Below are 24534 nucleotides of genomic sequence, written 5' to 3'. Positions count from 1 at the left end.
GCCATGACGTCGGACACCCACGCCTCCCTCCGCGCCGGCCATCTCGTGGACGAGCAAGCCGTCGTGTCGCTGACCCAGGACCTGGTCCGCATCCCCTCGACCTGGGACGCCGCGCAGGGGCGAAGCGAGCAGCCCGCGGCGGACCTCGTCGCGCGGGTCATGCGGGGCTTCGGCTGGCGGCCGGAGGTCACCGAGGTCGTCCCCGGGCGCCCCAACGTCGTCGCCGTGGTGGACGGTGGCCTGCCCGGCCCGACGCTGATGTTCGAGGGGCACACCGACGTCGTCACCGAGGGCGCTCCCGAGGAGTGGACGGTCGACCCGTTCGGCGGTGACATCGTCGACGGCCGCCTGTACGGTCGCGGCTCCGCCGACATGAAGGCCGGTGTCGCCGCGATGATCCACGCGGCCCGGGCCGTCGAGCTGGCCGGGCCGTTCCCGGGCCGGATCGTGGTGGCGGCCCTGGTGGACGAGGAGGGCCAGATGCTCGGGGCGAAGCACTTCACCACCACCGCGCTGGCCCGCGAGGTGGACGCCGCGATCATCTGTGAGCCGGAGGCGGAGGAGATCTGCGCGGTCGCCAAGGGCGCCGTCCGGCTGCTTGTCACCTGCACCGGCAAGATGGCGCACGGCGCGATGCCGCAGCACGGCCGCAACCCGGTCCCCGCGGTGGCCGAGCTGGTCGCCGCGCTCGGCCGGTACCAGAAGGAACTGCAGGCCGACCCGGGTGAGCACGTGCACCTCGGCCCGACGTACCTGACCCCCACGGTCCTGGACGCCGGCTCCGCCGATCAGCTCAACGTCATCCCCGGTCGCGCCGTCCTCGGCGTGGACTGCCGGACCGTACCCGGTGTCGACCACGCCGCCCTCGCCGCGCGGGTGCGCTCCGACGCCGACGCCATCGGCGTCCGGCACGGCGTTGCCTTCGCCGTCGAGGTCGTCGACGACCGGCCGTGCGCGGTCACCCCGGAGGACCACCCGATCTCGCTCGCCGTGGCCGACGCGCACCGCACCGTCACCGGCGCCGAGCCCGTCTTCGGCGGCGTGCCCGGCGCGACCGACGGCACCATCCTGTGGCGCGACAGCGGCATCCCGAATGTGGTGTACGGCCCCGGTCCGAAGTGGATCGCCCACCAGCCCGACGAGTACGTCGAGGTCGACGACATCGTCCGCAAGACGAAGGTGTACGCCGAGGCGGCGCTGGCCTTCCTCACCGGTGCCACCGGCGCCCGGACGGGTGCGGCGTCGTGACCGCGCAGGAGCTGCTGACCGCGCTGCCCGCCGGCCTGCCGATCGGCGCGGGCTGGACCAGCACCGCGCAGACCGCGCCGGTGCGCTTCCCGTACGACGGCAGCACAGTGACCCAGGCGCCGTGGGGCGACATCGCCGACGCGGAGGCGGCTGTCGAGGCCGCGCAGGGGGTCGCCGCGGAGATGGCCGGGCTGCCCGGTCACCGGCGGCGCGCGATCCTGACGGCAGTCGCCGCCGAGGTGCGCGCCCGCGCCGACTCGCTGGCCGAGCTGCTGGTCCTGGAGACCGGCAAGCCGCTCGTCGACTGCCGGGTCGAGGTCGCCCGCACGCTTGTCACGCTGGAGACGGCCGCCGAGGAGGTCGGGCACCTGACCGGCGAGACGGTGGCGCTGGACATGCAGCCGGCCGGCGAGGGCATGCTCGGCTTCTGGGTACGCCGCCCGGTCGGTGTCGTCGTCGGCATCACCGGATTCAACTACCCCCTGCTCCTGGCCGCCCACAAGGTCGCGCCGTCGGTAGCGGCGGGCTGCCCGGTGATCGTCAAGCCGGCGCCGAACACGCCGCTGGCCACGCTGGTGCTCGTCGACCTGTTCCGGCGGGCGGGCTGCCCGGCGGCGGGCGTCCAGCTCGTCACCGGTGGCGTCGAGGTCGGCAAGCTCCTGACCACGCACCCCGGCGTCGCGGCCGTGTCGTTCACCGGGTCGGCGCACGTCGGCCACCAGATCGCCCGCGCCGCGGCCCCGCGCAAGGTGCTGCTGGAACTCGGGTCCAACGCGGCGCTCGTCGTCGGCCGCGACGCCGACCTCGACCGGGCGGCCGAAGCGGTGGTACGCGGCGGGTTCTACGCCTCCGGTCAGGCGTGCATCAGCGTGCAGCGGGTGATCGTCGAGGAGCCGGTCCGCGAGGCGTTGCTGGAACGCCTCCAGCCGCTGCTGGCGACGGTCACCACCGGTGACCCCCGGTCCGCCGACACCCGTGTGTCCGCCCTGGTGGACGAGGCGTCCACCGAGCGGGTCCACTCGTGGGTGGACCGCGCGGTCGCCGCCGGGGCGCGCTGCCTGGCCGGCGGTACGGCGCAGGGCCGGGTGCTGCAACCGACGGTGCTCGTCGACGTCCCCGAGGACGCCGAGTGCTGGGCGGAGGAGATCTTCGGTCCGGTGGTCTGCGTCCGGTCGGTGCCGGACATGGACGCCGCGGTCGAGCTGGTGAACCGGTCCCGGTACGGGCTCCAGGCTGCCGTCTTCACCCGTGACCTGGCGGTGGCCCTGGACGTCGTGCGCCGGCTCGACGTCGGCGGTGTGCTGGTCAACGAGGTGCCCGGCTTCCGCGCCGACAACATGCCGTACGGCGGCGTCAAGGACTCCGGCATCGGCCGGGAGGGACCGCGCTTCGCCATGGAGGAGCTGACCGTGACCAAGATGGTGATGATCAGGCCATGACTCGGAGTGGGAGCACACACGCATGGTGATCTACTTCGTCCGGCGGCTGGCCATCCTCGCGGTATCCCTGTTCGCCGCGTCGATCCTCGTCTTCACGATGCTGTCGCTGCTGCCGGGCGACCAGGCGCAGGCGATGCTCGGCGTCAACGCCACGCCGGAGGCGCTGGAGGCGCTGCGGGAGCAGTTCGGGACGAACCGGCCGTTCACCGAGCGGTACCTCGACTGGGCCGGCGGCCTGATCCGCGGTGACTTCGGCATCTCGCCGCTCAGCGGGGTGTCGGTGGGCTCGGAGATCGCCGACAAGCTCGGCGTGACGGTGCCGCTGATCCTGGCCGGGATGACGCTGGCGCTGCTCATCGCCGTCCCGCTGGGCATCCTCGCCGCGGTGAAGAGCCGCACCGCGATCGGGACGGCGCTGTCGGCGCTGAGCCAGGTCGGCATCGCCGTTCCGTCGTTCTGGCTGGGCATCCTGCTCATCACCGTGTTCGCGGTGAAGTTGCAGTGGCTGCCCGCCGGCGGGTTCACCGGATGGGACGACGTCGGCGGCGCCGTGCAGGCCCTGCTGATGCCGGCGCTCGTCCTCGGCGTGGCCCAGGGCGCGATCCTGATGCGCTACGTCCGGTCCGCGGTGGTCGAGGTCATGCAGGAGGACTTCATCCAGACCGCGCGCGCCAAGGGCCTCAGCCGCTCGCAGGCGCTGACCCGGCACGCGCTGCGCAACGCGGCCATCCCGGTCATCACCGTCCTCGGTCTGCAACTCGCGACGCTGCTCATCGGCACCGTCGTGATCGAGAACGTCTTCGGCCTGCCCGGTCTCGGCCGGATGCTGCTGCAGGACGTGGGCAACCGCGACCTGCTGAAGGTGCAGGGCACCGTGATGGTGCTGACCGCCGCGGTGCTTCTGATCAACTTCGTCGTCGACGTGGTGTACCACGCGGTCGACCCCAGGCTGAGGAGCAAGGCATGACATCGGTCGCCGACGCCCCACCGGACGCCACCGCCGACGTCGTCGCGGCCGGCCCGGTCAAGCCGCGCCGCCGCTGGAACCTCACGCTGGTGATCGGCGCCGGCCTGGTGGGCCTGGTCGTCCTCACCGCGCTCGTGTCGTTCCTCTGGACGCCGTACGACCCCACCCGGGTCGACCCGTCGCAGACGCTGCTCTCCCCGGGCGGGGACCACTGGCTCGGCACCGACCACTTCGGCCGGGACATCGTCAGCCAGCTCCTCGTCGGCGCGCGGACCACACTGTTCGTCGGTGTCGTCGCCGTCGCGATCGCCGCCGCCGTCGGCGTACCCCTGGGTCTGCTCGCCGCCACCGGGCACCGCTGGCTCAGCGAGCCGGTGATGCGGGCGCTGGACATCGTGTTCGCCTTCCCGGCCATCCTGCTGGCGATCATCCTGGCCGCAGGCTTCGGCGCCTCCACGCTCACCGGCATGATCGCCATCGGCGTCGCCAACGTGCCGGTGTTCGGCCGCCTCACCCGGGCCGGCGCGATGCAGGTGCTGCAGAGCGACTTCGTGCTGGCCGCGCGCAGCTACGGCCGCCGGGGCGTGGTGCTCATGGTCCGGTACGTGCTGCCGAACATCGCGGCACTGCTCATCGTGCAGGCGTCGGTGTCGTTCGCGCACGCGGTGCTCGCCGAGGCGGCGCTGTCGTACCTCGGGTACGGCACCCCGCCACCGACCCCCACCTGGGGCCGGATGCTCCAGGAGGCCCAGAACTACTTCGTCGTGCAGCCGATGCTCGCCGTCTGGCCCGGTCTGGCCATCGCCCTGTCGGTGCTCGGTTTCAACCTCATGGGCGACGGGCTGCGCGACGCCCTCGACCCGCGGCTGAGAGGACGGTGAGCGGCGTGAGCGGGCTCGTGGTGGAGGACCTCGTCGTCAAGGTCCACGACATCCAGGCCGTCAAGGGCGTCTCGTTCGAGATCGGGCGGGGCCGCCGGATGGGGCTCATCGGCGAGTCCGGCTGCGGCAAGTCCCTGACCGCGCTCGCGCTGATGGGCCTGCTGCCCCACGGCGTGACCGCGTCCGGCCGGGTGCTGCTGAATGGCCGGAACCTGCTCGACCTCTCCGACAAGGAGATGTGCGCGGTCCGCGGCAACGACATCGCCATGGTGTTCCAGGAGCCGATGACGGCGCTCAACCCGCTGATGCGGGTCGGCAACCAGGTCGCCGAGTCGCTGCGGCTGCACAAGGGGATGAGCCGCGCCGCGGCCTCGGCCCGGGCCGTCGAACTGCTCGAACGGGTCCAGCTCCCCGAGCCCGACCGGACCGCGCGCAAGTACCCGCACCAGCTCTCCGGTGGCCAGCGCCAGCGCGTCGTGCTCGCCATCGCGCTGGCGTGCGACCCGGCCGTGCTGGTCGCGGACGAGCCCACCACCGCCCTGGACGTCACGGTGCAGGCGGAGATGCTGCGGCTGATGGACACGCTGGTGCGCGAGGAGGGTGCGTCGCTGCTGCTCATCACGCACGACCTGCCGGTCGTCGCCAGCATCTGCGAGGAACTGCTCGTCATGTACGGCGGCTCGATCGTCGAGCACGGCGACGTGGCGACGGTGTTCGACTCGCCCCGGCACCCGTACACGGCGGGCCTGCGGGCGTCCACGGTGCTGGAGAGCACCGACGGAAGCGGCCGGCTGTCGACGATCCCGGGCCGCGTCCCGTCGCTCGGATCGTTCCCCACCGGCTGCGTCTACCGCAACCGCTGCCCGCGCGCCGACGACGTCTGCGGCACGGTGCCGCTGCTGACGGCGCCGCCCGGCAGCACCCAGCGGGCGGCCTGCCACCACCCGATCGAGAGCGATCAGCCCCTAGGAAGCGGGAAGGCCAGCGCATGACCACCACCCCGTTGCTGGAAGCCGTCGACGTGGTGCGCGAGTACCGCGCCCCGCGGCGGTCGCTGCGTACGCCGGGCCGGCCGATCCGCGCGCTCGACGGCGTGAGCGTGCAGGTCCACGAGGGCGAGGCGTTCGGCATCGTGGGGGAGAGCGGCTCCGGCAAGTCCACGCTGTCGCGCATCCTCATGGCACTCGACCAGCCGACCTCCGGCACCGCGTACTACAACGGCCAGCGGATCAGCGGCGTACCGGAGCGGCGGCTCGGATTCCTGCGCCGCGACGTGCAGATGGTGCTGCAGGACCCGATGTCGTCGCTGAACCCGCGCATGCGCGTCGCGGACATCATCGCGGAGCCGATGCGCGCGCTGCGCCTGCCCGGCGACCACCGGGCCCGCGTGGCCGAGCTGATGCACTCGGTGGGTCTGCCCGAGGAGGCGGTGACCCGCTACCCGCACCAGTTCTCCGGCGGCCAGCGGCAGCGCATCGCCATCGCCCGCGCCCTCGCGGCCGGGCCGAAGGTCATCGTCGGCGACGAGCCGGTCAGCGCGCTCGACGTCTCGGTCCGCGCGCAGATCCTCAACCTGCTCACCGACCTGGCCGAGCAGTTCAAGCTGACCCTGATCCTGGTCTCCCACGACCTGTCCGTGGTCCGGTACCTGTGCGACCGGATCGCGGTGATGAACCAGGGCCGGATCGTCGAGACGGGTGACACCGAATCGATCTACTCCGACCCCCGGCACCCCTACACCCAGAGGCTGCTGTCCGCGGTGCCCACCCTGAGCGGCGACCTCCTGGACCGATTCAACAGGAGCAGCACATGAGGTTGGTTGACCGCGTCGCCGTCGTCACCGGAGGCGCCAGCGGCATCGGACTGGCCACCGTCGGCCGGCTCGTCGAGGAGGGCGCGCGAGTCGTCATCGCCGACCTCGACGGCGACCGCGCCGCCGAGGCCGCCGCCGGCTTCGGGTCCGCCGTGGTCGGCGTGGCCTGCGACGTCACCCGGGCCGCCGACTGCCGCGCCGCCGTCGAGACCGCCGTCGAGCGGTTCGGCCGGCTCGACCTCATGCACGCAAACGCCGGTACGCCGTTCACCGGCCCGCTGGACGAGGTGGACCAGGCGACGCTGGACCGCGTGGTCGACGTCAACCTCAAGGGTGCGTTCTGGACCGCGCAGGCCGCCGCGCCCGCGCTGATCGAGGCCGGTGGCGGCGCGATCGTGTTCACCGCGTCGCTCCAGGCCGTCATCGCCCGCCCCCGGTACGCGCCGTACACCGCCGCCAAGCACGGCGTCATCGGCCTGATGAAGGCGCTGGCGCTGGAACTCGCGCCGCACGGCGTCCGGGTCAACGCGATCGCCCCGGCGGCGACCGAGACGCCGATGCTGTCGGCGTTCCTGGGCGGCATGGGCGACGTGCCGGACAGCGCGCGGGAGAACTTCCGGGCGTCGATCCCGCTGGGCCGCATGGCGACGCCACGAGACTCGGCCGACGCGGTGGTGTTCCTCGCCGGCGACGAGGCGCGCATGATCACGGGCCACACGCTCGTCCTCGACGGCGGCACGACGGCCGGCTGAGGCGTACCGTGACCGGACCTCTGGCGGACCCTCCGTACGAGGGGACCATCGGACGCACCTACGACGAGTCGACGGAGCACTGGAGCGCGCCGCCGTCGGCCGCCGCGGGTACGCCGAACGTGGTGTACGTACTGCTGGACGACGTCGGGTTCGCCGACTTCGGCTGCTTCGGCGCCGAGATCGACACCCCGACGATCGACCGGCTGGCCGCCACCGGGCTGCGGTACACCAACTTCCACACCTCGCCGCTGTGTTCGCCGACCCGGGCCAGCGTGCTCACCGGCCGCAACCACCACAGCGTCGGCATGCGCATGCTGTCCAACTTCGACAGCGGCTTCCCGAGCGGGCGGGGGCGGATCACCCACGCCGCCGCCACAGTCGCGGAGATGCTCGCCGACGCCGGGTTCAACACGATGGCGGTCGGCAAGTGGCACGTCGCGCCGCTGGAGCAGACCACGCCGTCCGGCCCGTACGACCAGTGGCCGCTGGGCCGCGGCTTCGAGCGGTACTACGGATTCCTGGAGGCCGAGACCGACAACTTCTATCCGGAGCTGGTGTACGACAACCACCAGGTGGACCCGCCGGCCACCCCGGAGGAGGGCTACCACCTCACCGAGGACCTGACCGACCGGGCCATCGGGTTCGTCCGGGACCAGACCTCGTTCACCCCGGAGAAGCCGTTCTTCCTCTACCTGGCGTACGCCGCCGCGCACGCGCCGCACCAGGCCCCGCCGGAGTACCTGGCGAAGTACCGGGGCCGCTACGACGCCGGCTGGGACGTCATCCGGGCGGACCGGCACCGGCGGCAGATCGGGCTGGGCATCATCCCGCCGGAAGCGCCGCTGCCACCGCACAACCCCGGCGTCGTGCCGTGGGACGACGTACCGCCGGAGCAGCGGCGCCTGTTCGCCCGCATGCAGGAGGCGTACGCGGCGATGGTCGACCACACCGACGCCCAGCTCGGGCGCCTGGTCGACTTCCTGGAACGGATCGGCCGGTTGGACGACACGATCTTCGTGGTCATGTCGGACAACGGCGCGAGCCCCGAGGGCACGCCGCTCGGCACGCTCAACCCGACGGCCTTCCAGAACCGGGTGCCGGAGAACCTCCAGGACAGCCTGGACCGGATCGACGAGATCGGCGGCCCGCGGGCGCAGAGCAACTATCCGCTGGGCTGGGCGCAGGTCAGCAACACCCCGTTCCGCCGCTACAAGCAGCACACCCACGAGGGCGGAGTCCGAGTGCCGTTCGTGCTGAGCTGGCCGGCCGGTGACGTACCCGGCGGGGAGGTGCGGACGCAGTTCCAGCACAGCATCGACGTCACCGCGACGGTGCTGGACCTCGTCGGGGTGCGGCCGCCCGCCGTGCGCCGGGGCATCCCGCAGATGCCGCTGCACGGCCGCAGCTTCCGCGACGGGCTGCGCGACCCGGCGGCGCCGCCGTCGCGCGACCGCCAGTACTTCGAGATGTTCGGCCACCGCGGCATCTACCACCAGGGCTGGAAGGCTGTCGCGTTCCACGAGCGGGGCACCTCCTGGGACGAGGACCGCTGGGAGCTGTACCGGATCGACGAGGACCCGACCGAGAGCCGCGACCTGGCCGCCGAGCATCCGGAGGTGCTGCGGCGCCTCATCGAGGAGTTCTGGATCGAGGCGGCCCGCTACGACGTGCTGCCGCTCGACGACAGGGGATTCGCGATCCGGGCCCGGGTGCCGCGCCCCGGCTCGGTGCGGGACCGGCTGGACTTCACCTACCTCGCCGGCGTACCGACGATCTCCGGCGCGGCGGTGCCGCCGACGATGAACCGCTCGCACGTCATCACGGCGCGGGTGCATCGCACCGACGCCGCCCAGGGCGGCGTGATCGTGGTGCTCGGCAACGTCAGCGGCGGGTACGTGCTGCACATCAAGGACAACCACCTGGTGTACGAGTACAACCACCTCGGCACCCGTTACGTGCTGCGGTCCGAGGGCGAGTTGCCGCTGGGTCCGGTGGAGCTGACCTTCGAGCTGACGAAGACGGCCGACTGCCAGGGCACCGGCCGCCTCTACGTGGACGGCGAGGCGGCGGGCGAGGCGCTGTTCCCGCAGTTGCTGCCGTTCTTCCACGGCTTCGCCGGCATGGACGTCGGGCGCAGCATCCACTCGCCGGTGTCGCCGAGCTACCCGGCCCGGCACGAGTTCTCCGGCGAGCTGGAGTACGTGCGGTTCCGCCTCGCCGCGTCCGAGGAGGTGGGTGAGCCCATCGCACCGGCGGGCGGTGTCGCGCCGCGTCCGTCCGTCGGCGTGGGGTTCGAAGTGGTGGACTGACGCGCGCCCGCGTACGGCGACGGCGCGTGGACGGACCTCCTTGTCCGCCACGCGCCGTCCGTCCACCGGGGGCTCAGCGCAGGGCCAGGCCCCACAGCGGGTCTTCCAGGAACCGGCCGACGTGGGCGAGCACCCGGCTGCCCAGTTCCCCGTCCACCAGCCGGTGGTCGAACGACAGCGACAACTGCACCGTCCACCGGGGAACGACCTGCTCGTCGACGACCCACGGCATGCGGCGCAGCGCGCCGAGGCAGAGGATCGCCGCCTCACCGGGGTTGAGGATGGGGGTGCCGGCGTCCACCCCGAACACACCGATGTTGGTGATGGTGATGGTTCCGCCGGCCAGGTCGGCGGGACGGGTGCGGCCCTCCCGCGCGGTGGCCGCCAGCTCGTTCAGGGCGGCCGCGAGATCCCGTACCCCCAGGTTGTGCGCGGCCTTTACGTTCGGTACGAGCAGGCCGCGCGGCGTCGCGGCGGCGACGCCCAGGTTGACGTCGGCGAACCGGACGATCTCCTGGTTCTCCTCGTCCCACCGGGCGTTGACGTCCGGGTACCGGCGGACGGCGTCCAGCACCGCGAGCGACGCCACGAGCAGCGGGCTGACCTTCACGCCCTGGAACGCCGGGTCCTGCTTCAGCCGGTCCACGAACTCGACGGTGCCGGTCATGTCGACGGTGAGGAACTCGGTGACGTGCGGCGCGGTGAACGCGCTGGCGACCATCGCGGCGGCGGTCGCCTTGCGGACCCCGCGCACGGGCAGGCGCACGTCCCGCCGCTGGTCGGCCACGGGTGCCGGGCCGGTGGTGTGGTCGAGCAGGTCCTGGCGGGTGATCCGGCCGCCGGGGCCGGTGCCGCGCACGTCGGCCAGCGCCACGCCGAGGTCCTTGGCGAGCTTGCGCAGCGGCGGCTTGGTGAGCACCGGCGGCCGGGACGTGTGCGCCGGGCGGGTCGGCTCGGCCGGGCGGACGGACGGCCCGCGACGCGGCCGGCGGGTCCGCGCCTGGGCCGACACCCCGTAGCCGACGAGCACCGCGGTGCGTTCCGCCGCCGGTTCCTCGGCGGCCGGTTCGTCGCCGGTCGGCGGTTCGTCGGCGGACGGCGCCGCCGGGCCGTCACCCGGCACCCGGATCGCGATGATCGGCGCGCCGACCTCGACTGTCTGCCCCTCCTCGGCCAGCAGGCGGTCCACCACACCGGCGTACGGGCTGGGCAGCTCGACCACGGCCTTGGCGGTCTCGATGTCCACGATGACGTCGTTGAGGCCGACCGGATCGCCGGGGGCGACCCGCCAGGTGACGATCTCGGCCTCGGTGAGGCCCTCGCCGACGTCGGGCAGACGGAACTGCTGAACGGTCACGGGTACCTCTCCCTTCACGCGGCCAGGACGCGGTCGACGGCGTCGAGGATCCGGTCCAGGTCGGGCAGGTACTCCTCCTCGACCTTGGCCGGTGGGTACGGCAGGTTGAAGCCGCCGACCCGCTCGACCGGCGCCTCCAGCGAGTAGAAGCACCGGCTCGTCACCTGCGCGACGACCTCGGCACCGAACCCGGCGAACGTGGGGGCCTCGTGGACCACCACCGCCCGGCCGGTGCGGCGCACCGACTCCTCGATGGTCGCCACGTCCAGCGGGGAGATGGACCGCAGGTCGATCACCTCGATGTCGCGGCCCTCCTGCGCCGCGGCCTCCGCGGCGGCGACGCAGGTGGCGACGGTGCCGCCGTAAGTCAGCAGCGTCACGTCGGTGCCCGGCCGCACGGTCCGGGCGCGGTCCAGCGGCAGCGGCGGCCCGGCGGGGGTCACCTCGCCCTTGACCCAGTAGCGGCGCTTCGGCTCGTAGAAGATGACCGGGTCGTCACCGGCGACGGCCTGGCGGATCATCCAGTGCGCGTCGTCCGGGCTGGCGCAGTAGACGACCCGCAGCCCGGCGGTGTGCGCGAAGTACGCCTCGTTCGACTCGCTGTGGTGCTCCACCGCACCGATTCCGCCACCCACCGGGATCCGGATCACCACCGGCAGGGCGGTACGGCCGCCGGTGCGGGCCCGCATCTTGGCGAGCTGGGAGACGATCTGGTTGAACGCGGGGTAGACGAAGCCGTCGAACTGGATCTCGCAGACCGGGCGGTACCCGCGCAGCGCCAGCCCGATGGCGGTGCCGACGATCCCGGACTCGGCGAGGGTGGTGTCCACCACCCGGGCCTCACCGAAGTCCTTCTGGAGACCGTCGGTGACCCGGAACACGCCGCCGAGCCGGCCGACGTCCTCGCCCATCAGGAGGACCTTGTCGTCGTCCTCCATTGCGCGGCGCAGGCCGGAGTTCAGTGCCTGACAGAGGGTGAGCATGAACGAGTTCTCCGATCGCAGGCGGGCGTCAGTCGAGGAAGGAGGCGCGGTAGGCGACGAACGCCTCGCGCTCCTCCCGCAGGAGCTGGGGCACGTCGGCCAGCACCGTGGCGAAGGCGTCCGCGAGGTCCGGCGCTGTCAGGGCCAGACACTCCCGGCGGGTCCGGTCGGCGAGTTCGTCCGCCTCGGCCTGGATCTCGCCGAGGAACGCCTCGTCGCTCCAGCCCTCGGCACGCATCAGCGCCTCCACCCGGGCCAGCGGATCCCGCGCCCGCCAGGCCGCCAGCTCGTCGTCGGTGCGGTACCGGGTCGGGTCGTCCGACGTGCTGTGCCCGCCCATCCGGTACGTGGTGGCCTCGACGATCGCGGGGCCGGCGCCGGACCGGGCGTGCGCGGTCACCGCCGACGTCACCGCGTACACCGCCAGCACGTCGTTGCCGTCGACCCACTCGCTGCGCAGGCCGAACCCGGCGCCGCGCCGGTGGATCGGGGTACGCGTCTGCGACGCCGTCGGGGTGGAGATGGCCCACTGGTTGTTCTGGCAGAAGAACACCATCGGGGCGGCGTTGACGGCGGCGATGTTCATCGCCTCGCTCGCGTCGCCCTCGCTGGCGGCGCCGTCACCGAAGTACGTCACGACGACCGTGTCGCTGCCGTCGCGCTGCACCCCGAGGGCGTAGCCGGTGGCGTGCAGCAGCTGGGCGGCCAGGACCAGCGTGTAGATGTGGAACGAGTACGGCTCCGGATCCCAGCCGCTGTGCGCGACGCCGCGCCACTGGCGCAGCAGGTCGGCCGGGCCGATGCCGCGCCACAGGGCCGCGGCGTGCTCCCGGTAGCTCGGGAAGACGTAGTCGTCGGCGCGTACCGCCGCGACCGAACCGACCTGGGCGGCCTCCTGGCCGCGGCACTGCAGCCACAGGCCCAGCTCGCCCTGTCGCTGCAACGCGAACGCCTCGTCGTCGAGGCGGCGGGCGAGCCGCATCCCCCGGTACAGGTCGCGGGTGAGGCGGCCGAGGGCGTCACGGTCGGCGTCGACCTCGGGGTGCAGGCGCCCGTCCGAGGTGACGAGCTGGGTCCAGCCCTCGGACGTACGCGGAAGGCCGGTGGTGCCGGCGAAGGGGTTGGTTACCGGTGGGTCGGCGTGATCTACGGTAGTCATTCGTCACCTTCTGGGTGCGTCGGTCTCCGCGTCACCGGGGTCGCCGGCCGTCTCGCGGATCTCGGATACGGGACCGCCCGCCGGGGTGGACCCGGCGGGCGGTGGTGGGCAGTGCCTCAGACCGTGTGGCGGTCGGCGAGTGTCAGCGCCTCGTCGAGGATCGCCAGGCCCGCCTTGGCCTCCGTCTCCGACACGGTGCACGGCGGCACCACGTGGATCCGGTTGAAGTTCGCGAACGCGACCAGGCCGCCCCGCTTGCACGCGGCCAGCACCTCGTTCATCTCCGGCGACGACGCCCCGTACGGCGCCAGCGGCTCCTTCGTCTCGCGGTCGCGTACCAGTTCCAGCGCCCAGAACACGCCGAGCCCGCGGACGTCACCGACGCTCGGGTGCCGGTCGGCCAGTTCGCGCAGCCCCGGGCCCAGCACGTCGGCGCCGATCGTGGCGGCGTTCTCGACGATCCGCTCGTCGCGCATCACGTTGATGGTCGCGACGGCGGCGGCGGTGGCCAGCGGGTGACCGGAGTAGGTCAGGCCGCCGGGGTAGGCGCGGGTGGCGAACGTGTCGGCCACGTGGTCGGCGATCACCACACCGCCGAGCGGGACGTAACCGGAGTTCACGCCCTTGGCGAAGGTGATCAGGTCGGGCGTCACGCCGTAGTGGTCCAGCGCGAACCAGGCGCCGGTACGCCCGAAGCCCGCCATCACCTCGTCGGCGATGTAGAGGATGCCGTGCCTGTCGCACAGCTCCCGTACGCCCGCGAGGAAGCCCGGCGGCGGCGGCATGATGCCGGCGGTGCCCGGCACCGTCTCCAGCACGATCGCGGCGATGGTGGACGGGCCCTCCATCTCCACGACGCGTTCGAGGTGGCGCAGCGCGAGCGCGCACTCCTCCTCCTCGGTCGTGGCGCCGAACTCCGACCGGTACAGGAACGGGCCGAAGAAGTGCACCACCCCGGCGGTGCCGTTGTCGCTGGGCCAGCGGCGCGGATCGCCGGTGAGGTTCACCGCCGTCTGGGTGCCGCCGTGGTAGCTGCGGTACTGCGACAGCACCTTCGGCCGGCCGGTGTGCAGCCGGGCCATCCGGACGGCGTGCTCGATCGCGTCCGCGCCGCCGTTGGTGAAGAACACCTTGTCGAGCCCCGCCGGGGTCAGTTCGGTGATCAGCCGGGCCGCCTCGCCGCGAACGTCGTTGGCGTACGAGGGCGCGATCGTGCACAGACGGGCCGCCTGCTCCTGGATCGCCGCGACCACCACCGGGTGCTGGTGGCCGATGTTGGTGTTGACGAGCTGCGACGAGAAGTCCAGGTAGCGGTTCCCGTCGCCGTCCCAGAAGTACGACCCCTCGGCGCGCTCGACCACCATCGGGTCGAGCAGCGACTGGGCGGACCAGGAGTGGAAGACGTGCGCGCGGTCGAGCTCGTAGGTGCGTGCGCTGCTGCTCATCGGCGTTCTCTCTCCGCTGCTCAGACGTTCTCGGGGAAGCCGAGGTTGATGCCGCCGTGGCTGGGGTCGAGCCACCGGGACGTGACGACCTTGCCGCGGGTGAAGAAGTGCACGCCCTCGGCGCCGTGGGCGTGCGAGTCGCCGAAGAGGCTGTCCTTCCAGCCGCCGAAGGAGTAGTAGGCCATCGGCACCGGGATCGGCACGTTGACGCCGACCATGCCGACCTCGACCTCGTTCTGGAAGCGGCGGGCCGCGCCGCCGTCGTTCGTGAAGATCGCCGTGCCGTTGCCGTACCGGTTGGCGTTCACCAGCGCGAGCGCCTCGTCGTAGCTGCCGACGCGCACCACCGACAGCACCGGCCCGAAGATCTCGTCGGTGTAGACGCTCATCTCCGGCGACACCCGGTCCAGCAGGCTCGGCCCGAGCCAGAACCCGGACTCGTCGCCGTCGACCTGCACCTCGCGGCCGTCCACCACCAGCTCGGCACCGGCCTCGGCACCGGCGTCGAGGTACGACGCGACGCGGTCGCGGTGCTCCTTGGTGACCAGCGGACCCATGTCGCAGGAGCGCCGCCCGTCACCGACCTTCAGCGTGGCGATCCGCTCCCGGATCCGGGCCACCAGGTCGTCGGCGACGGGCTCGACGACCACCAGGGCGGAGATCGCCATGCACCGCTCGCCGGCCGAACCGAAGCCGGCGTTCACCGCCGCGTCGGCGGCCAGGTCGAGGTCGGCGTCCGGCAGCACCACCATGTGGTTCTTGGCGCCGCCGAGGGCCTGGACGCGCTTGCCGTTGCGGGTGCCGGTCTCGTACACGTACCGGGCGATCGGCGTGGAGCCGACGAACGACACCGCCTTGACCTCGGGGTGCTCCAGCAGGCGGTCCACCGCGACCTTGTCGCCGTGCACGACGTTGAACACGCCGGCGGGCAGCCCTGCCTGCTCCCAGAGCCGGGCCACGAGCAGCGACGCGGACGGGTCCTTCTCGCTGGGCTTGAGCACGACGGTGTTGCCGGCCGCGATGGCGATGGGCACGAACCACATCGGGACCATCACCGGGAAGTTGAAGGGGGAGATGACGGCGCAGACGCCGACCGGCTGCCGGATCGAGTAGACGTCCACGTTCGTGGAGACGCCCTCCGAGTAGCCGCCCTTGAGCAGGTGCGGGATGCCGCAGGCGAACTCGACGACCTCCAGGCCGCGGGTGACCTCGCCGAGGGCGTCCGAGACGACCTTGCCGTGCTCGGCCGTGATCAGCTCGGCCAGCTCCTGCTTGTGCTGGTTGACCAGCTCCCGGAACGCGAACAGCACCTGGGTGCGCTTGGTCAGCGACGAGGTCCGCCAGGAGGCGAATGCGGCGGCGGCGGACGCGACGGCCTGGTCCACCTCGTCGACCGAGGCCAGCGGCACCTCCGTCCGGACCGCGCCCAGCGCCGGATCGTAGACTGGGACCGTACGCTCGGTGACTCCGGCGAACGGCTTGCCGTCGATCCAGTGGGTCACCCGCTCCAGCGGGACGGGAGCGGGCGCGGTGCCGGGTGCTGTCTGGGTCATGCCCGGGATCATCTGCGCTTCCCCAGGTCCGGGCAATGGGCACTGTGTCGTTCCCGTCCGCGGGAAGCGCACATACTGTGCGCCGGAGGGAAGGGGGAGGCGCTCCGATGCCGATGACCGTCCGTGACGTGCTGGAACTGCCGGCTCTGCAGCAGGCCGGGCCGCGCGTCCTGGCGGGCCGGGACCGGCTGGACGCGCCGGTGCGCTGGGTGCACGTCGCCGAGATCCCCGAGATCGCCGACCTGCTCCGCGGTGGCGAGCTGGTCCTGACCACGGGCATCGGCCTGCCCCCCGACGACGACGGGCTGCGCCGGTGGATCGACGGCCTCGCGGCCGTCGGGGTGGCGGGCGTGGTGGTCGAGCTGGGCCGCCGGTTCGGCGGCACGCTGCCGGCCGGGCTGGTCGAGCACGCCCGCAGCCGGAACCTGCCCCTGATCGCCCTGCGGCGCGAGATGCGGTTCGTGGCCGTGACCGAGGTCGTCCACTCGGTGATCGTCGAGGAGCAGACGGCGGATCTGCTCGCGAAGGACGAGATCCACCGCATCTTCACCGAGCTGTCGGTGGAGGGCGCCGAGCCCCGCCAGGTGCTCCGCGAGGTCACCCGCCTGTCCCGGCGGCCCGCGGTGCTGGAGAACCTCGCCCACCAGGTGCTGGCGTACGAGACCGGCCCGCTGACCGCCGAGGAGCTGCTCGACCGCTGGGAGACCCGCTCCCGCGCGGTCGAGATGCCGTCCGGCACCGGCTACGAGCCGCGCTCGGGCTGGCTGGTGACGAGCGTCGAGGCGCGCGGCAACCGGTGGGGGCGGCTCGTGCTGCTGTGCGACCAGGAGCCACCGGCCCGGACCCGGGTGCTGCTGGAACGCGCCGCGTCCACCATCGCGCTGAACCAGCTCGTCGCCCGGGACTCCTCGTCGGTCGAGCGGCAGGCGCGCAGCAGCCTGCTGCTGAGCATCGTCACCCACTCGGCGCCCACCCGGGACGTGGCGCTGCGGGCGCGCGGGCTCGGTGTCGTCCTGGACCAGCGCCGGCTGTTCGGCGTCGTGGTCCGGCGGCGCCGGCCGGCCCCGGGCACCGGCGCCGACGGGACCGCGAACCGGCGGGAACTGCTCGACGCGGTGGAGACGGCGGTACGCGAGTGCGGGCTCGCCGCGCTCGCCGGCGACGTGGACGAGGCGGCCGGCGGCACCGGCGTCACCCTCCTCGTCGCGCTCGACGAGACCGGCTCCGACGAGGCGGCGCTGGGCGGCCTGTCCGCCGCGCTCACCCGGGCGGGCCACCGGGCCGGCTCGGACGTGGTGGTCGCCGCCGGGTCGGTGGTCCGGACGCTCGACCTGGCCCGGCGCTCACTCGCCGAGGCGGCGCAGGTGGCCGACGCGACAGTGCACACCGCCGAACCGCGCCCGTTCTACCGGCTGCACGACGTCCGCCTCCGGGGCCTGCTGTACCTGCTGCGCGACGACGTGCGCCTGCAGACGTTCGTGGAGCGCGAGCTGGGCCCGCTGCTCTCCTACGACCAGCGCCACGGCACGAACCACGTCGCGCTGCTGGAGGCGTACCTGGTGGAGGGGCGCAACAAGCGGCGCGCGGCGGACGCGATGTCGCTGTCGCGGTCGGCGCTCTACCAGCGGCTGGAGCTGATCGAGCGGGTGCTCGGCGTCGACCTGGACTCGAGCGAACGGCGCCTGTCGCTGCACGTGGCGCTCACCGCCCGGGACGTCATGCGCGCCGGTGGCCCGGAGCCCACCGGCTGACGGTCATCTGTGGGTGCCGCGGCCCGACCGCAGGCGCCGGACGCCGTCGCGGGCCGGCGCGCTGTGCACGCTGACGCTGACCACAGGTACGGCGTTCGCGACGCTCTTGCGGACCGTCTCCATCGGCGCCGTGGCGGGGGAGCACTCCACGATCATCACCGCGGACCGGTCGGGGCACTGCACGTACTGGACGTGTGAGACGGCGACCCGGCGGGAGTGCAGCACGGACAGCACCTTGAGCAGGCCGGTGGTGGAGTGGCCGACGCCGAGGTGGATCACCATCGTGCTCGGCGTGCCGTGCTCGGCGGCGGGCTCGTCGTACGGGCGGCCGGGGGCGGGCCGGGGATGGTCGACGGTTGCGGGGGTGGATGCGGACACGCTCACGGGGGCCTCACTAGGACGAGCCGACAGGATCGCTTGGCCGGCGACGCACGCGGAGGCGTACGCCGCCTAGGTAATCAGCCGGGTCGCGATTCGATTGCCCACGGCCGGAGTCTGGCACGGGAACCCGGTCCCCGGGAGGCTGCGCCGGGCAGTCGTCCGCCACGTGAGACAGCGCCCTGACCTGCGGATCGACGGTGATGGGTCGTCCCGGCGGGGCCGTGGCGGGGTTACCGGCCGGTACGCGAGCCCTTAAGGATCGTTCAGGATCTCGCTCTACACTCGGACTCGGGACGACGACTTGAGAAGGAGCTCCGCGCATGGACGCTGACGAGATCGCCGCCGGTCGGGCCCGCTGGCAGGCCCGCTACGACGCCGCCCGCAAGCGCGACGCGGACTTCACCACGCTGTCCGGAATGCCGGTCGAACCGGTGTACGGCCCGCCGGAGGACACCCCGTACCCCGGGTTCGAGCGGATCGGCTGGCCGGGCGAGTTCCCGTACACCAGGGGTCTGTACCCGACCGGCTACCGCGGGCGGACCTGGACCATCAGGCAGTTCGCCGGCTTCGGCAACGCCCGGCAGACCAACGAGCGCTACAAGATGATCCTCGGTGCCGGCGGCGGCGGTCTCTCCGTCGCCTTCGACATGCCGACGCTGATGGGCCGCGACTCGGACGACCCGCAGTCCCTCGGCGAGGTCGGCCACTGTGGCGTCGCTGTGGACTCGGCCGCCGACATGGAGGTGCTGTTCGACGGCATCGACCTGGCCGGCGTGACCACCTCGATGACCATCTCCGGCCCGGCCGTGCCGGTCTTCTGCATGTACCTGGTCGCCGCCGAGCGGCAGGGCGCCGACCTGTCCACGCTGGACGGGACGCTCCAGACGGACATCTTCAAGGAGTACATCGCGCAGAAGGAGTGGCTGTTCGACCCCGAGCCGCACCTGCGCCTCATCGGCGACCTGATGGAGTACTGCGCCCGGGAGATCCCCCGCTACAAGCCGCTGTCCGTCTCCGGCTACCACATCCGCGAGGCCGGCTCGACCGCCGCGCAGGAGCTGGCGTACACGCTGGCCGACGGGTTCGGGTACGTCGAGCTGGGCCTGTCGCGCGGGCTGGACGTGAACACGTTCGCCCCCGGCCTGAGCTTCTTCTTCGACTCCCATGTGGACTTCTTCGAGGAGATCGCCAAGTTCCGCGCCGCCCGCCGGATCTGGGCCCGCTGGCTGCGTGACGTGTACGGCGCCACCAGCGAGAAGGCGCAGTGGCTGCGGTTCCACACGCAGACCGCCGGGGTGTCGCTGACCGCGCAGCAGCCGGTGAACAACGTGGTCCGTACCGCCGTGGAGGCCCTGGCCGCGGTGCTCGGCGGCACCAACTCGCTGCACACGAACGCGCTCGACGAGACGCTCGCCCTGCCCACCGACGAGTCGGCCGAGATCGCCCTGCGTACCCAGCAGGTGCTGATGGAGGAGACCGGGGTGACGAACGTGGCCGACCCGCTCGGCGGTTCCTGGTACGTCGAGGCGCTCACCGACCGGATCGAGGCCGAGGCGGAGGAGATCTTCGCCCGGATCAAGCAGCTCGGCGGCGAGGGCCCGCACACCATCGGCCCGATGACCTCGGGCATCCTGCGCGGCATCGAGGACGGCTGGTTCACCGGGCACATCGCCGAGTCGGCGTTCGTCTACCAGCAGGCGCTGGAGAAGGGCGACAAGAAGATCGTCGGCGTCAACTGCCACACCGGCACCGTCGCCAAGGACCTGGAGATCCTGCGCATCTCGCACGAGGTGGAGCTGGAGCAGCGCCGGGTGCTCACCGAGCGCAAGTCGGCCCGCGACGACGCCGCCGTCACCGCCGCCGTGGCGCGGATGGTCGAGGTGGCGCGGACCGGCGAGAACATGATCCCCGCCATGCTCGACGCGGTCCGCGCGGAGGCCACCCTCGGCGAGATCTGCGACGCACTCCGCGCCGAGTGGGGCGTCTACCGCGAACCCGCCCGCTTCTGACCCACCCACCCCCGCCCCCGCGATCTTGCAGTTCGAGCCCTCCGCGTGTGGCAGTTCGTCGCATTTGCCGGGGCGGAAAGTGCAAGATCGCGGGGAGGTGGGGGTGAGGGGGCGGCGCGGGGGTTGAGCAGGGGTGAGAGTGGCGATGTGGGCGTTGCGGGTGGTCGGAGATCCCCGGGGTACGTGCGAGACTAGACAACCATGAGCGACCCACGGATCACCTCGTCGATCTTCACCCGCGGCGCGGTCGACCTCAGCGCGCTGCGCACCCCCGCACCGGCCGACACCTCCTCCGCCACACCGTCCCAGGGCGCTGGGCCGACCGGGCTGCCGGGCAGCCCCGCAGGCTCCGCCGCCGTGATCGACGTGACCGAGGCGAACATCCAGTCCGAGGTGCTCGAACGCTCGCTCACCACACCGGTGGTGGTCTTCTTCGGTGCCGCCGGCTACCCGGAGAGCGACCAGTTCGCCCCGGTGCTGGAGAAGCTGGCCGCCGAGGGCGGCGGAGCGTGGCTGCTGGCCCGGGTCGACGTGCAGCAGCAGCCGCGGCTCGCGCAGATGTTCCAGCTCCAGACGCTGCCCACCACGTACGCCATCGTCGGTGGCCGCCCGATCGACGCCTTCCCCGGCCCGGTGCCGGAGTCGCAGTTGCGACAGTGGCTCCAGGCCGTACTCAAGGCCGGTGGCGTCACAGTCGCCGAACCGGAGGACCCGCGCCTCGACGCCGCCGACGACGCGCTGATGAGCGGTGACCTCGACGCGGCCGAGGCGGCGTACCGGAAGATCCTGGCCGAGTCGCCGGCGGACGCGGCGGCGGAGGCGGGCCTGGCGCAGGTCGGGCTGGCCCGCCGGGTGGCCGGCGCCGACCCGCAGGGCGCGCTGGACGCCGCTGCGGCCGCCCCCGACGACGTGGACGCCCAGTTGCTGGCCGCCGACATCGAGGTGCTCAGCGGCCTCGCCGACGAGGCGTACAAGCGGCTGGTCGGCCTGGTCAGGCGCACCGCCGGGGACGACCGGGACCGGGTACGCCAGCACCTGCTCGGCCTGTTCACCATCGCCGGCCCGGACGACCCCGCCGTGGCCTCCGCCCGACGCGCCCTGGCCAGCGCGCTGTTCTGAGTCAACCCGCGCGGGCCGGCGCACCGCCGGCCCGCCCGACCGCCGAGGACGGGAGCCCATGATGCGCCGGATCGCCGTCCTCGACGCGCCGACGAACCTCGGACTGCGCCCGCCCACCGCGAGCTCCGTCCCCGGGTGCGGCAAGGCGCCGGGTGCGCTGCGCGACCACGGCCTGCTCGCGCGGCTGCGGGCCCGCGACGCCGGCTGCCTCACCCCGCCCCGGTACGACCCGGGCGACTGGCGACCCGGTGACGGCGTCTGCCACGCGCCGGAGATCTCCGCGTACTCGGTGGCGCTCGCCGACCGGATCGGCGCGATCATCGACCGGGGCGAGTTCCCGCTGGTGCTCGGCGGTGACTGCTCGGTGCTGCTCGGCTCGGCGCTGGCCATGCACCGTCTCGGCGAGGCGGTCGGCGGGCGGATCGGGCTGGTCTTCGTCGACGGCCACTCCGACTTCCGGCACCCCGGCAACGCCTCGTACGTCGGCGCCGCCGCCGGGGAGGATCTCGCCCTGGTCACCGGCCGGGGGCAGCCCGACCTGGCCGCGATCGAGGGCCGCCGGCCGTACTTCCGGGACATCGACGTGGTGGTACTCGGCATCCGGGCACAGGACGAGTACCGGCTCGACCTCCAGGCCGCCGGCATCACCACCCGGCCGGTGCCGGCGCTGCGCGCCGAGGGCGCCGCCCGGACCGCCCAGTGGGCGCACGAGCAGCTCGTCGACTGCGCCGGCTACTGGGTGCACATCGACGTGGACGTGCTCGACCCGGCGGTGATGCCCGCAGTGGACGCACCCGACCCGGGCGGCATCGCCTTCGCCGAGCTGGAGATCCTGCTCGCCGGGCTGGTCGACACCCCGCACTGCCTCGGCGTCGAGCTGACCGTCTTCGACCCCGACTACGACCCGGACGGGGCGTACGCCGCCGAGATCGTGAACACGGTGGTGGCCGGGCTCGCCCCGGTCGTCGCGCCGGGTGCCGTGCCGCCCCGGCTGCTGCCGGCCGGACCTGTCGCACCGCAGCCCCGCGCCGCCGACAGCCGGTCGAAGCCCGAGCCGCTGCCCGCCCCGGCGGCCGTACCGGCGCCGGCGGTCGCGGTGGAGCCGATCGGCCCCGACCCGACCGCCGACGACGACCTCGGTGACGACCCGCTCGGGCCCGGTCTGCTGCGCCGCGCCTCCGCCGGAGACGAGCCGGACCCGGCCCGCTCCGGCATCGACATCGCCTGACCGGTACGCCTCAGCGCGCCGTCCCGCCGCGCAGGACCGGGCTCAGCTCACGGCCGGGCGGCGCGGGACCCGCTCAGCTCGCGGCGAGGCCGCGCAGGAACTTCTCGGCGATCGGCGCGGCGACCTTCGAGCCCGCCCCGCCCTGCTCGACGAAGACGGCGAAGGCCACGTCGCCCTGCCAGCCGACGAACCAGGCGTGCGTGTGCGCCGGGTTGTTGTCGTACTCCGCGGTGCCGGTCTTGCCGTGCACCGGCTCGCCCGGCACGTCCGCGAGCGCGCTGCCGCTGCCCGCTGTGACCACCCCGCGCATCATCGACTTCAGCGCCGCCACCGACTCCGGCTTGAGCGCCTCGCCGGCCGGCGCGGGCTTGGCCGGCGCCGGGTCGAGCAGCAGCTTGGGCTGCTCGAACTTGCCCCGGGCCACCGCCGCCGTGGCGCTGGCCATCGCCAGCGGGCTCACCAGCGTGGTGCCCTGACCGATCGCGGCGGCGGCCTGCTCGGTGGCCGGGCCGTTGGCGGAGATCTTGCCGGTGAACGCGTCGGTGCCCAGATCCCACGCGGCCTCCAGGCCGAGCGACCGGCCCGCCTGCGCGAGCCCGTCCGGGCCGAGCTTCGGCGCCAGCGCCACGAACGCGGTGTTGCAGGACTCGGCGAAGTCGGTGGCGAACGGCACCGCGCCCAGCTCGAAGTTGTCCGAGTTCTTGAAGACCCGGCCCTCGACGGTCGCCGTCTTCGGGCAGTTCACAGTCGTCTGTGGGGTCACCGCACCGCGGTCGAGCAGGCCGAGCGCGCTGACCATCTTGAACGTCGAGCCGGGCGGAACCTGGGCGGTGAAGGCGAGGTTCTCGCCCGCCGCACCCGGGCCGTTCGCGGCGGCCAGCACCGCGCCGTCGCTGATCCGCACGGCGACCAGGGCGGACCGGCGGGTCTGCCCGCGCAACGCGGCGTCGGCGGCGTTCTGGGTGGCCGCGTCGATCGTCGTCTTCACCGGCTGACCGGGCTTCGGGTCGGCGCGGTACAGCTCCGTGCCGGTCGGCTCGACCTTGCCGTCCGGGGTGGTCCGCTCGGTGATCACGGTGACGCCGGGGACGCCGCGCAGCCGCTCGTCGTACCGGCCCTGAAGGCCGCCGTGGCCGACCAGGTCGCCGCGCACGTACCGCTCCGGGTGGGCCTGGAGGTCGTCGGCGGTGGCCTGGTCGACCGAGCCGAGCAGCGCCCGGGCGAACTCGCGGGTCGGCGCCAGCATGAGCTGCTCCGAGACGAACCGGGTGCCGGGCAGGTCGTAGATGCGCGGCTTGATCTGCCGGTACGCCTCGTCGCGCAGCGTCACCACCTCGACGAGCCCGTCCGCCTTCGCCTCCTTGAGCCGCTTGGGCAGGTCGCCCAGGTCGACCGGCGGGGTGAGCGCGGGCCGGATCGCCTTGAACGCGGCGTCCAGCTTCTTGACCGTGCCGGGCACGTCGGTGACCTCGCCGGGGACGAGCTGCACCCGGACCACCGGGCGCGGTGCGACGATCGGCTGACCGGCCGCGTCCAGCACACCGGCGCGCTGCGCCGGCTCCCGCCGCAGCGCGATCCGGTCGCCGCTCTCCAGCTTCTCGTGCACCACCGACGGCTCCCAGATCACCTGCCACTGGTCGTCGCCGCCGCGCTTGAGGCGTACCGGATTCTCGTAGGCCCAGGTGCCGCCGCCGGGCAGCGCCCAGCTCACCTTGACCCGGGCGGTGGCGACGTCGCCCTTGGTGGTGATCTCGCCGGTGCGCGCCAGCTCCGGCGGGTTCGCCGCGAGCGCGCCGGCGAGCGCCTGGATCTGCTTGGTCACGTCGCCGGCGGGCACCCGCCCGCCGGCCGGCTGGACGAAGCCGACCGCCTGCAGGTCGCCGGAGCGCCAGCCGCCGAGGAACGCCTCGACGGCCGTCTCCGGGCCGTCGTCCCCGGAGCATCCGGTCAGCGCACCGGCCGTGACCAGGACTGCGGCCAGTGCCGCGAGGGCGCGGTGACGGGTGTGGCGGTGGGGGCGGACGGGGTACGACACGGGCATGAAGCGGTCCCTCCGGTGCTCAACTGCCCTGCACGCTAGTACGGCCCGGCGCTCCCCACCGCCCCGCCACGGCCTCCGGCAGCGCGAGAAGCAGCGTGT

General features: G+C 73.1%; 19 protein-coding genes. 12 read left to right on the top strand and 7 right to left on the bottom strand.

Annotated elements, in window-relative coordinates; genetic code table 11:
• The first annotated feature begins 3 nt into the window (after window positions 1–3).
• From O7546_RS23135 to O7546_RS23100, 8 genes are read left to right on the top strand one after another with little or no spacing between them, the layout of a single operon-like run.
• Window positions 4–1248: a M20 family metallopeptidase gene (locus tag O7546_RS23135; protein ID WP_281600034.1), complete on the top strand. Its 1245-nt coding sequence runs from the start codon at window positions 4–6 to the stop codon at window positions 1246–1248.
• A complete protein-coding gene (locus O7546_RS23130) occupies window positions 1245–2687 on the top strand; it encodes an aldehyde dehydrogenase family protein (RefSeq protein ID WP_281600033.1) in 1443 nt (480 codons plus the stop codon). Before O7546_RS23135 ends, O7546_RS23130 begins: the two co-directional genes overlap by 4 nt.
• 22 nt (window positions 2688–2709) lie before the next feature.
• Entirely contained in the window at window positions 2710–3654 is a 945-nt protein-coding gene (locus tag O7546_RS23125; protein WP_194800627.1) for an ABC transporter permease, read from the top strand.
• Entirely contained in the window at window positions 3651–4535 is an 885-nt protein-coding gene (locus O7546_RS23120) for an ABC transporter permease (protein ID WP_013288207.1), read from the top strand. Before O7546_RS23125 ends, O7546_RS23120 begins: the two co-directional genes overlap by 4 nt.
• Window positions 4536–4540: 5 nt before the next feature.
• The gene (locus tag O7546_RS23115; RefSeq protein ID WP_252450490.1) at window positions 4541–5527 is read left to right on the top strand and encodes an ABC transporter ATP-binding protein; all 987 of its coding nucleotides are present in this window, start codon (window positions 4541–4543) and stop codon (window positions 5525–5527) included.
• Window positions 5524–6348 carry an ATP-binding cassette domain-containing protein gene (locus tag O7546_RS23110; protein ID WP_194800629.1) on the top strand — a complete coding sequence of 275 codons (825 nt, stop codon included), beginning with the start codon at window positions 5524–5526 and terminating at the stop codon, window positions 6346–6348. Before O7546_RS23115 ends, O7546_RS23110 begins: the two co-directional genes overlap by 4 nt.
• On the top strand, window positions 6345–7100 hold the full coding sequence (locus O7546_RS23105) for an SDR family oxidoreductase (protein ID WP_269697542.1): 756 nt from the start codon (window positions 6345–6347) through the stop codon (window positions 7098–7100). The genes O7546_RS23110 and O7546_RS23105 overlap by 4 nt, the downstream gene beginning before the upstream one ends.
• An 8-nt stretch (window positions 7101–7108) precedes the next feature.
• The gene (locus O7546_RS23100; protein ID WP_281600032.1) at window positions 7109–9409 is read left to right on the top strand and encodes an arylsulfatase; all 2301 of its coding nucleotides are present in this window, start codon (window positions 7109–7111) and stop codon (window positions 9407–9409) included.
• 73 nt (window positions 9410–9482) lie between these two features.
• Here the strand turns inward: O7546_RS23100 and O7546_RS23095 are convergent, their stop codons facing one another.
• The 5 genes from O7546_RS23095 to O7546_RS23075 form a co-directional block, all read right to left on the bottom strand.
• Window positions 9483–10766, bottom strand: a complete 1284-nt coding sequence (locus O7546_RS23095; RefSeq protein WP_194800632.1) for a dihydrolipoamide acetyltransferase family protein — start codon at window positions 10764–10766, stop codon at window positions 9483–9485.
• Between the two features lie 14 nt (window positions 10767–10780).
• Window positions 10781–11749: an alpha-ketoacid dehydrogenase subunit beta gene (locus O7546_RS23090; protein ID WP_228531967.1), complete on the bottom strand. Its 969-nt coding sequence runs from the start codon at window positions 11747–11749 to the stop codon at window positions 10781–10783.
• Between the two features lie 28 nt (window positions 11750–11777).
• Entirely contained in the window at window positions 11778–12908 is a 1131-nt protein-coding gene (locus O7546_RS23085; RefSeq protein WP_281600031.1) for a thiamine pyrophosphate-dependent enzyme, read from the bottom strand.
• A gap of 116 nt (window positions 12909–13024) precedes the next feature.
• Window positions 13025–14353, bottom strand: a complete 1329-nt coding sequence (locus tag O7546_RS23080; RefSeq protein WP_194800634.1) for an aspartate aminotransferase family protein — start codon at window positions 14351–14353, stop codon at window positions 13025–13027.
• A 20-nt stretch (window positions 14354–14373) separates the two neighbouring features.
• Complete coding sequence (locus O7546_RS23075) at window positions 14374–15864, bottom strand: CoA-acylating methylmalonate-semialdehyde dehydrogenase (RefSeq protein ID WP_269698152.1); 1491 nt, start codon at window positions 15862–15864, stop codon at window positions 14374–14376.
• A 149-nt stretch (window positions 15865–16013) separates the two neighbouring features.
• On the opposite strand from O7546_RS23075, the gene O7546_RS23070 reads away from it, so the two are divergent.
• Complete coding sequence (locus O7546_RS23070) at window positions 16014–17657, top strand: PucR family transcriptional regulator ligand-binding domain-containing protein (RefSeq protein ID WP_281600030.1); 1644 nt, start codon at window positions 16014–16016, stop codon at window positions 17655–17657.
• Between the two features lie 3 nt (window positions 17658–17660).
• On the opposite strand, the gene O7546_RS23065 is transcribed toward O7546_RS23070, so the two are convergent.
• Window positions 17661–18041, bottom strand: coding sequence for a hypothetical protein (locus O7546_RS23065; protein WP_281600029.1), 381 nt, complete (start codon window positions 18039–18041; stop codon window positions 17661–17663).
• 317 nt (window positions 18042–18358) lie between these two features.
• On the opposite strand from O7546_RS23065, the gene O7546_RS23060 reads away from it, so the two are divergent.
• From O7546_RS23060 to O7546_RS23050, 3 genes are all read left to right on the top strand, one after another.
• Window positions 18359–20047, top strand: coding sequence for a methylmalonyl-CoA mutase family protein (locus O7546_RS23060; protein WP_194800637.1), 1689 nt, complete (start codon window positions 18359–18361; stop codon window positions 20045–20047).
• Between the two features lie 201 nt (window positions 20048–20248).
• Complete coding sequence (locus O7546_RS23055; RefSeq protein WP_194800638.1) at window positions 20249–21166, top strand: tetratricopeptide repeat protein; 918 nt, start codon at window positions 20249–20251, stop codon at window positions 21164–21166.
• Between the two features lie 58 nt (window positions 21167–21224).
• Window positions 21225–22394, top strand: coding sequence for an arginase family protein (locus O7546_RS23050; RefSeq protein WP_194800639.1), 1170 nt, complete (start codon window positions 21225–21227; stop codon window positions 22392–22394).
• Window positions 22395–22467: 73 nt separating this feature from the next.
• On the opposite strand, the gene O7546_RS23045 is transcribed toward O7546_RS23050, so the two are convergent.
• The gene (locus tag O7546_RS23045; RefSeq protein ID WP_281600028.1) at window positions 22468–24435 is read right to left on the bottom strand and encodes a penicillin-binding transpeptidase domain-containing protein; all 1968 of its coding nucleotides are present in this window, start codon (window positions 24433–24435) and stop codon (window positions 22468–22470) included.
• Window positions 24436–24534: the final 99 nt, after the last annotated feature.

Origin of the sequence: Micromonospora sp. WMMA1976, assembly GCF_027497335.1 — a bacterium.
GTDB lineage: Bacteria > Actinomycetota > Actinomycetes > Mycobacteriales > Micromonosporaceae > Micromonospora > Micromonospora aurantiaca.
Note: the sequence above shows the minus strand (reverse complement) of the source record. Positions and strands in the feature narration are given on the sequence as shown.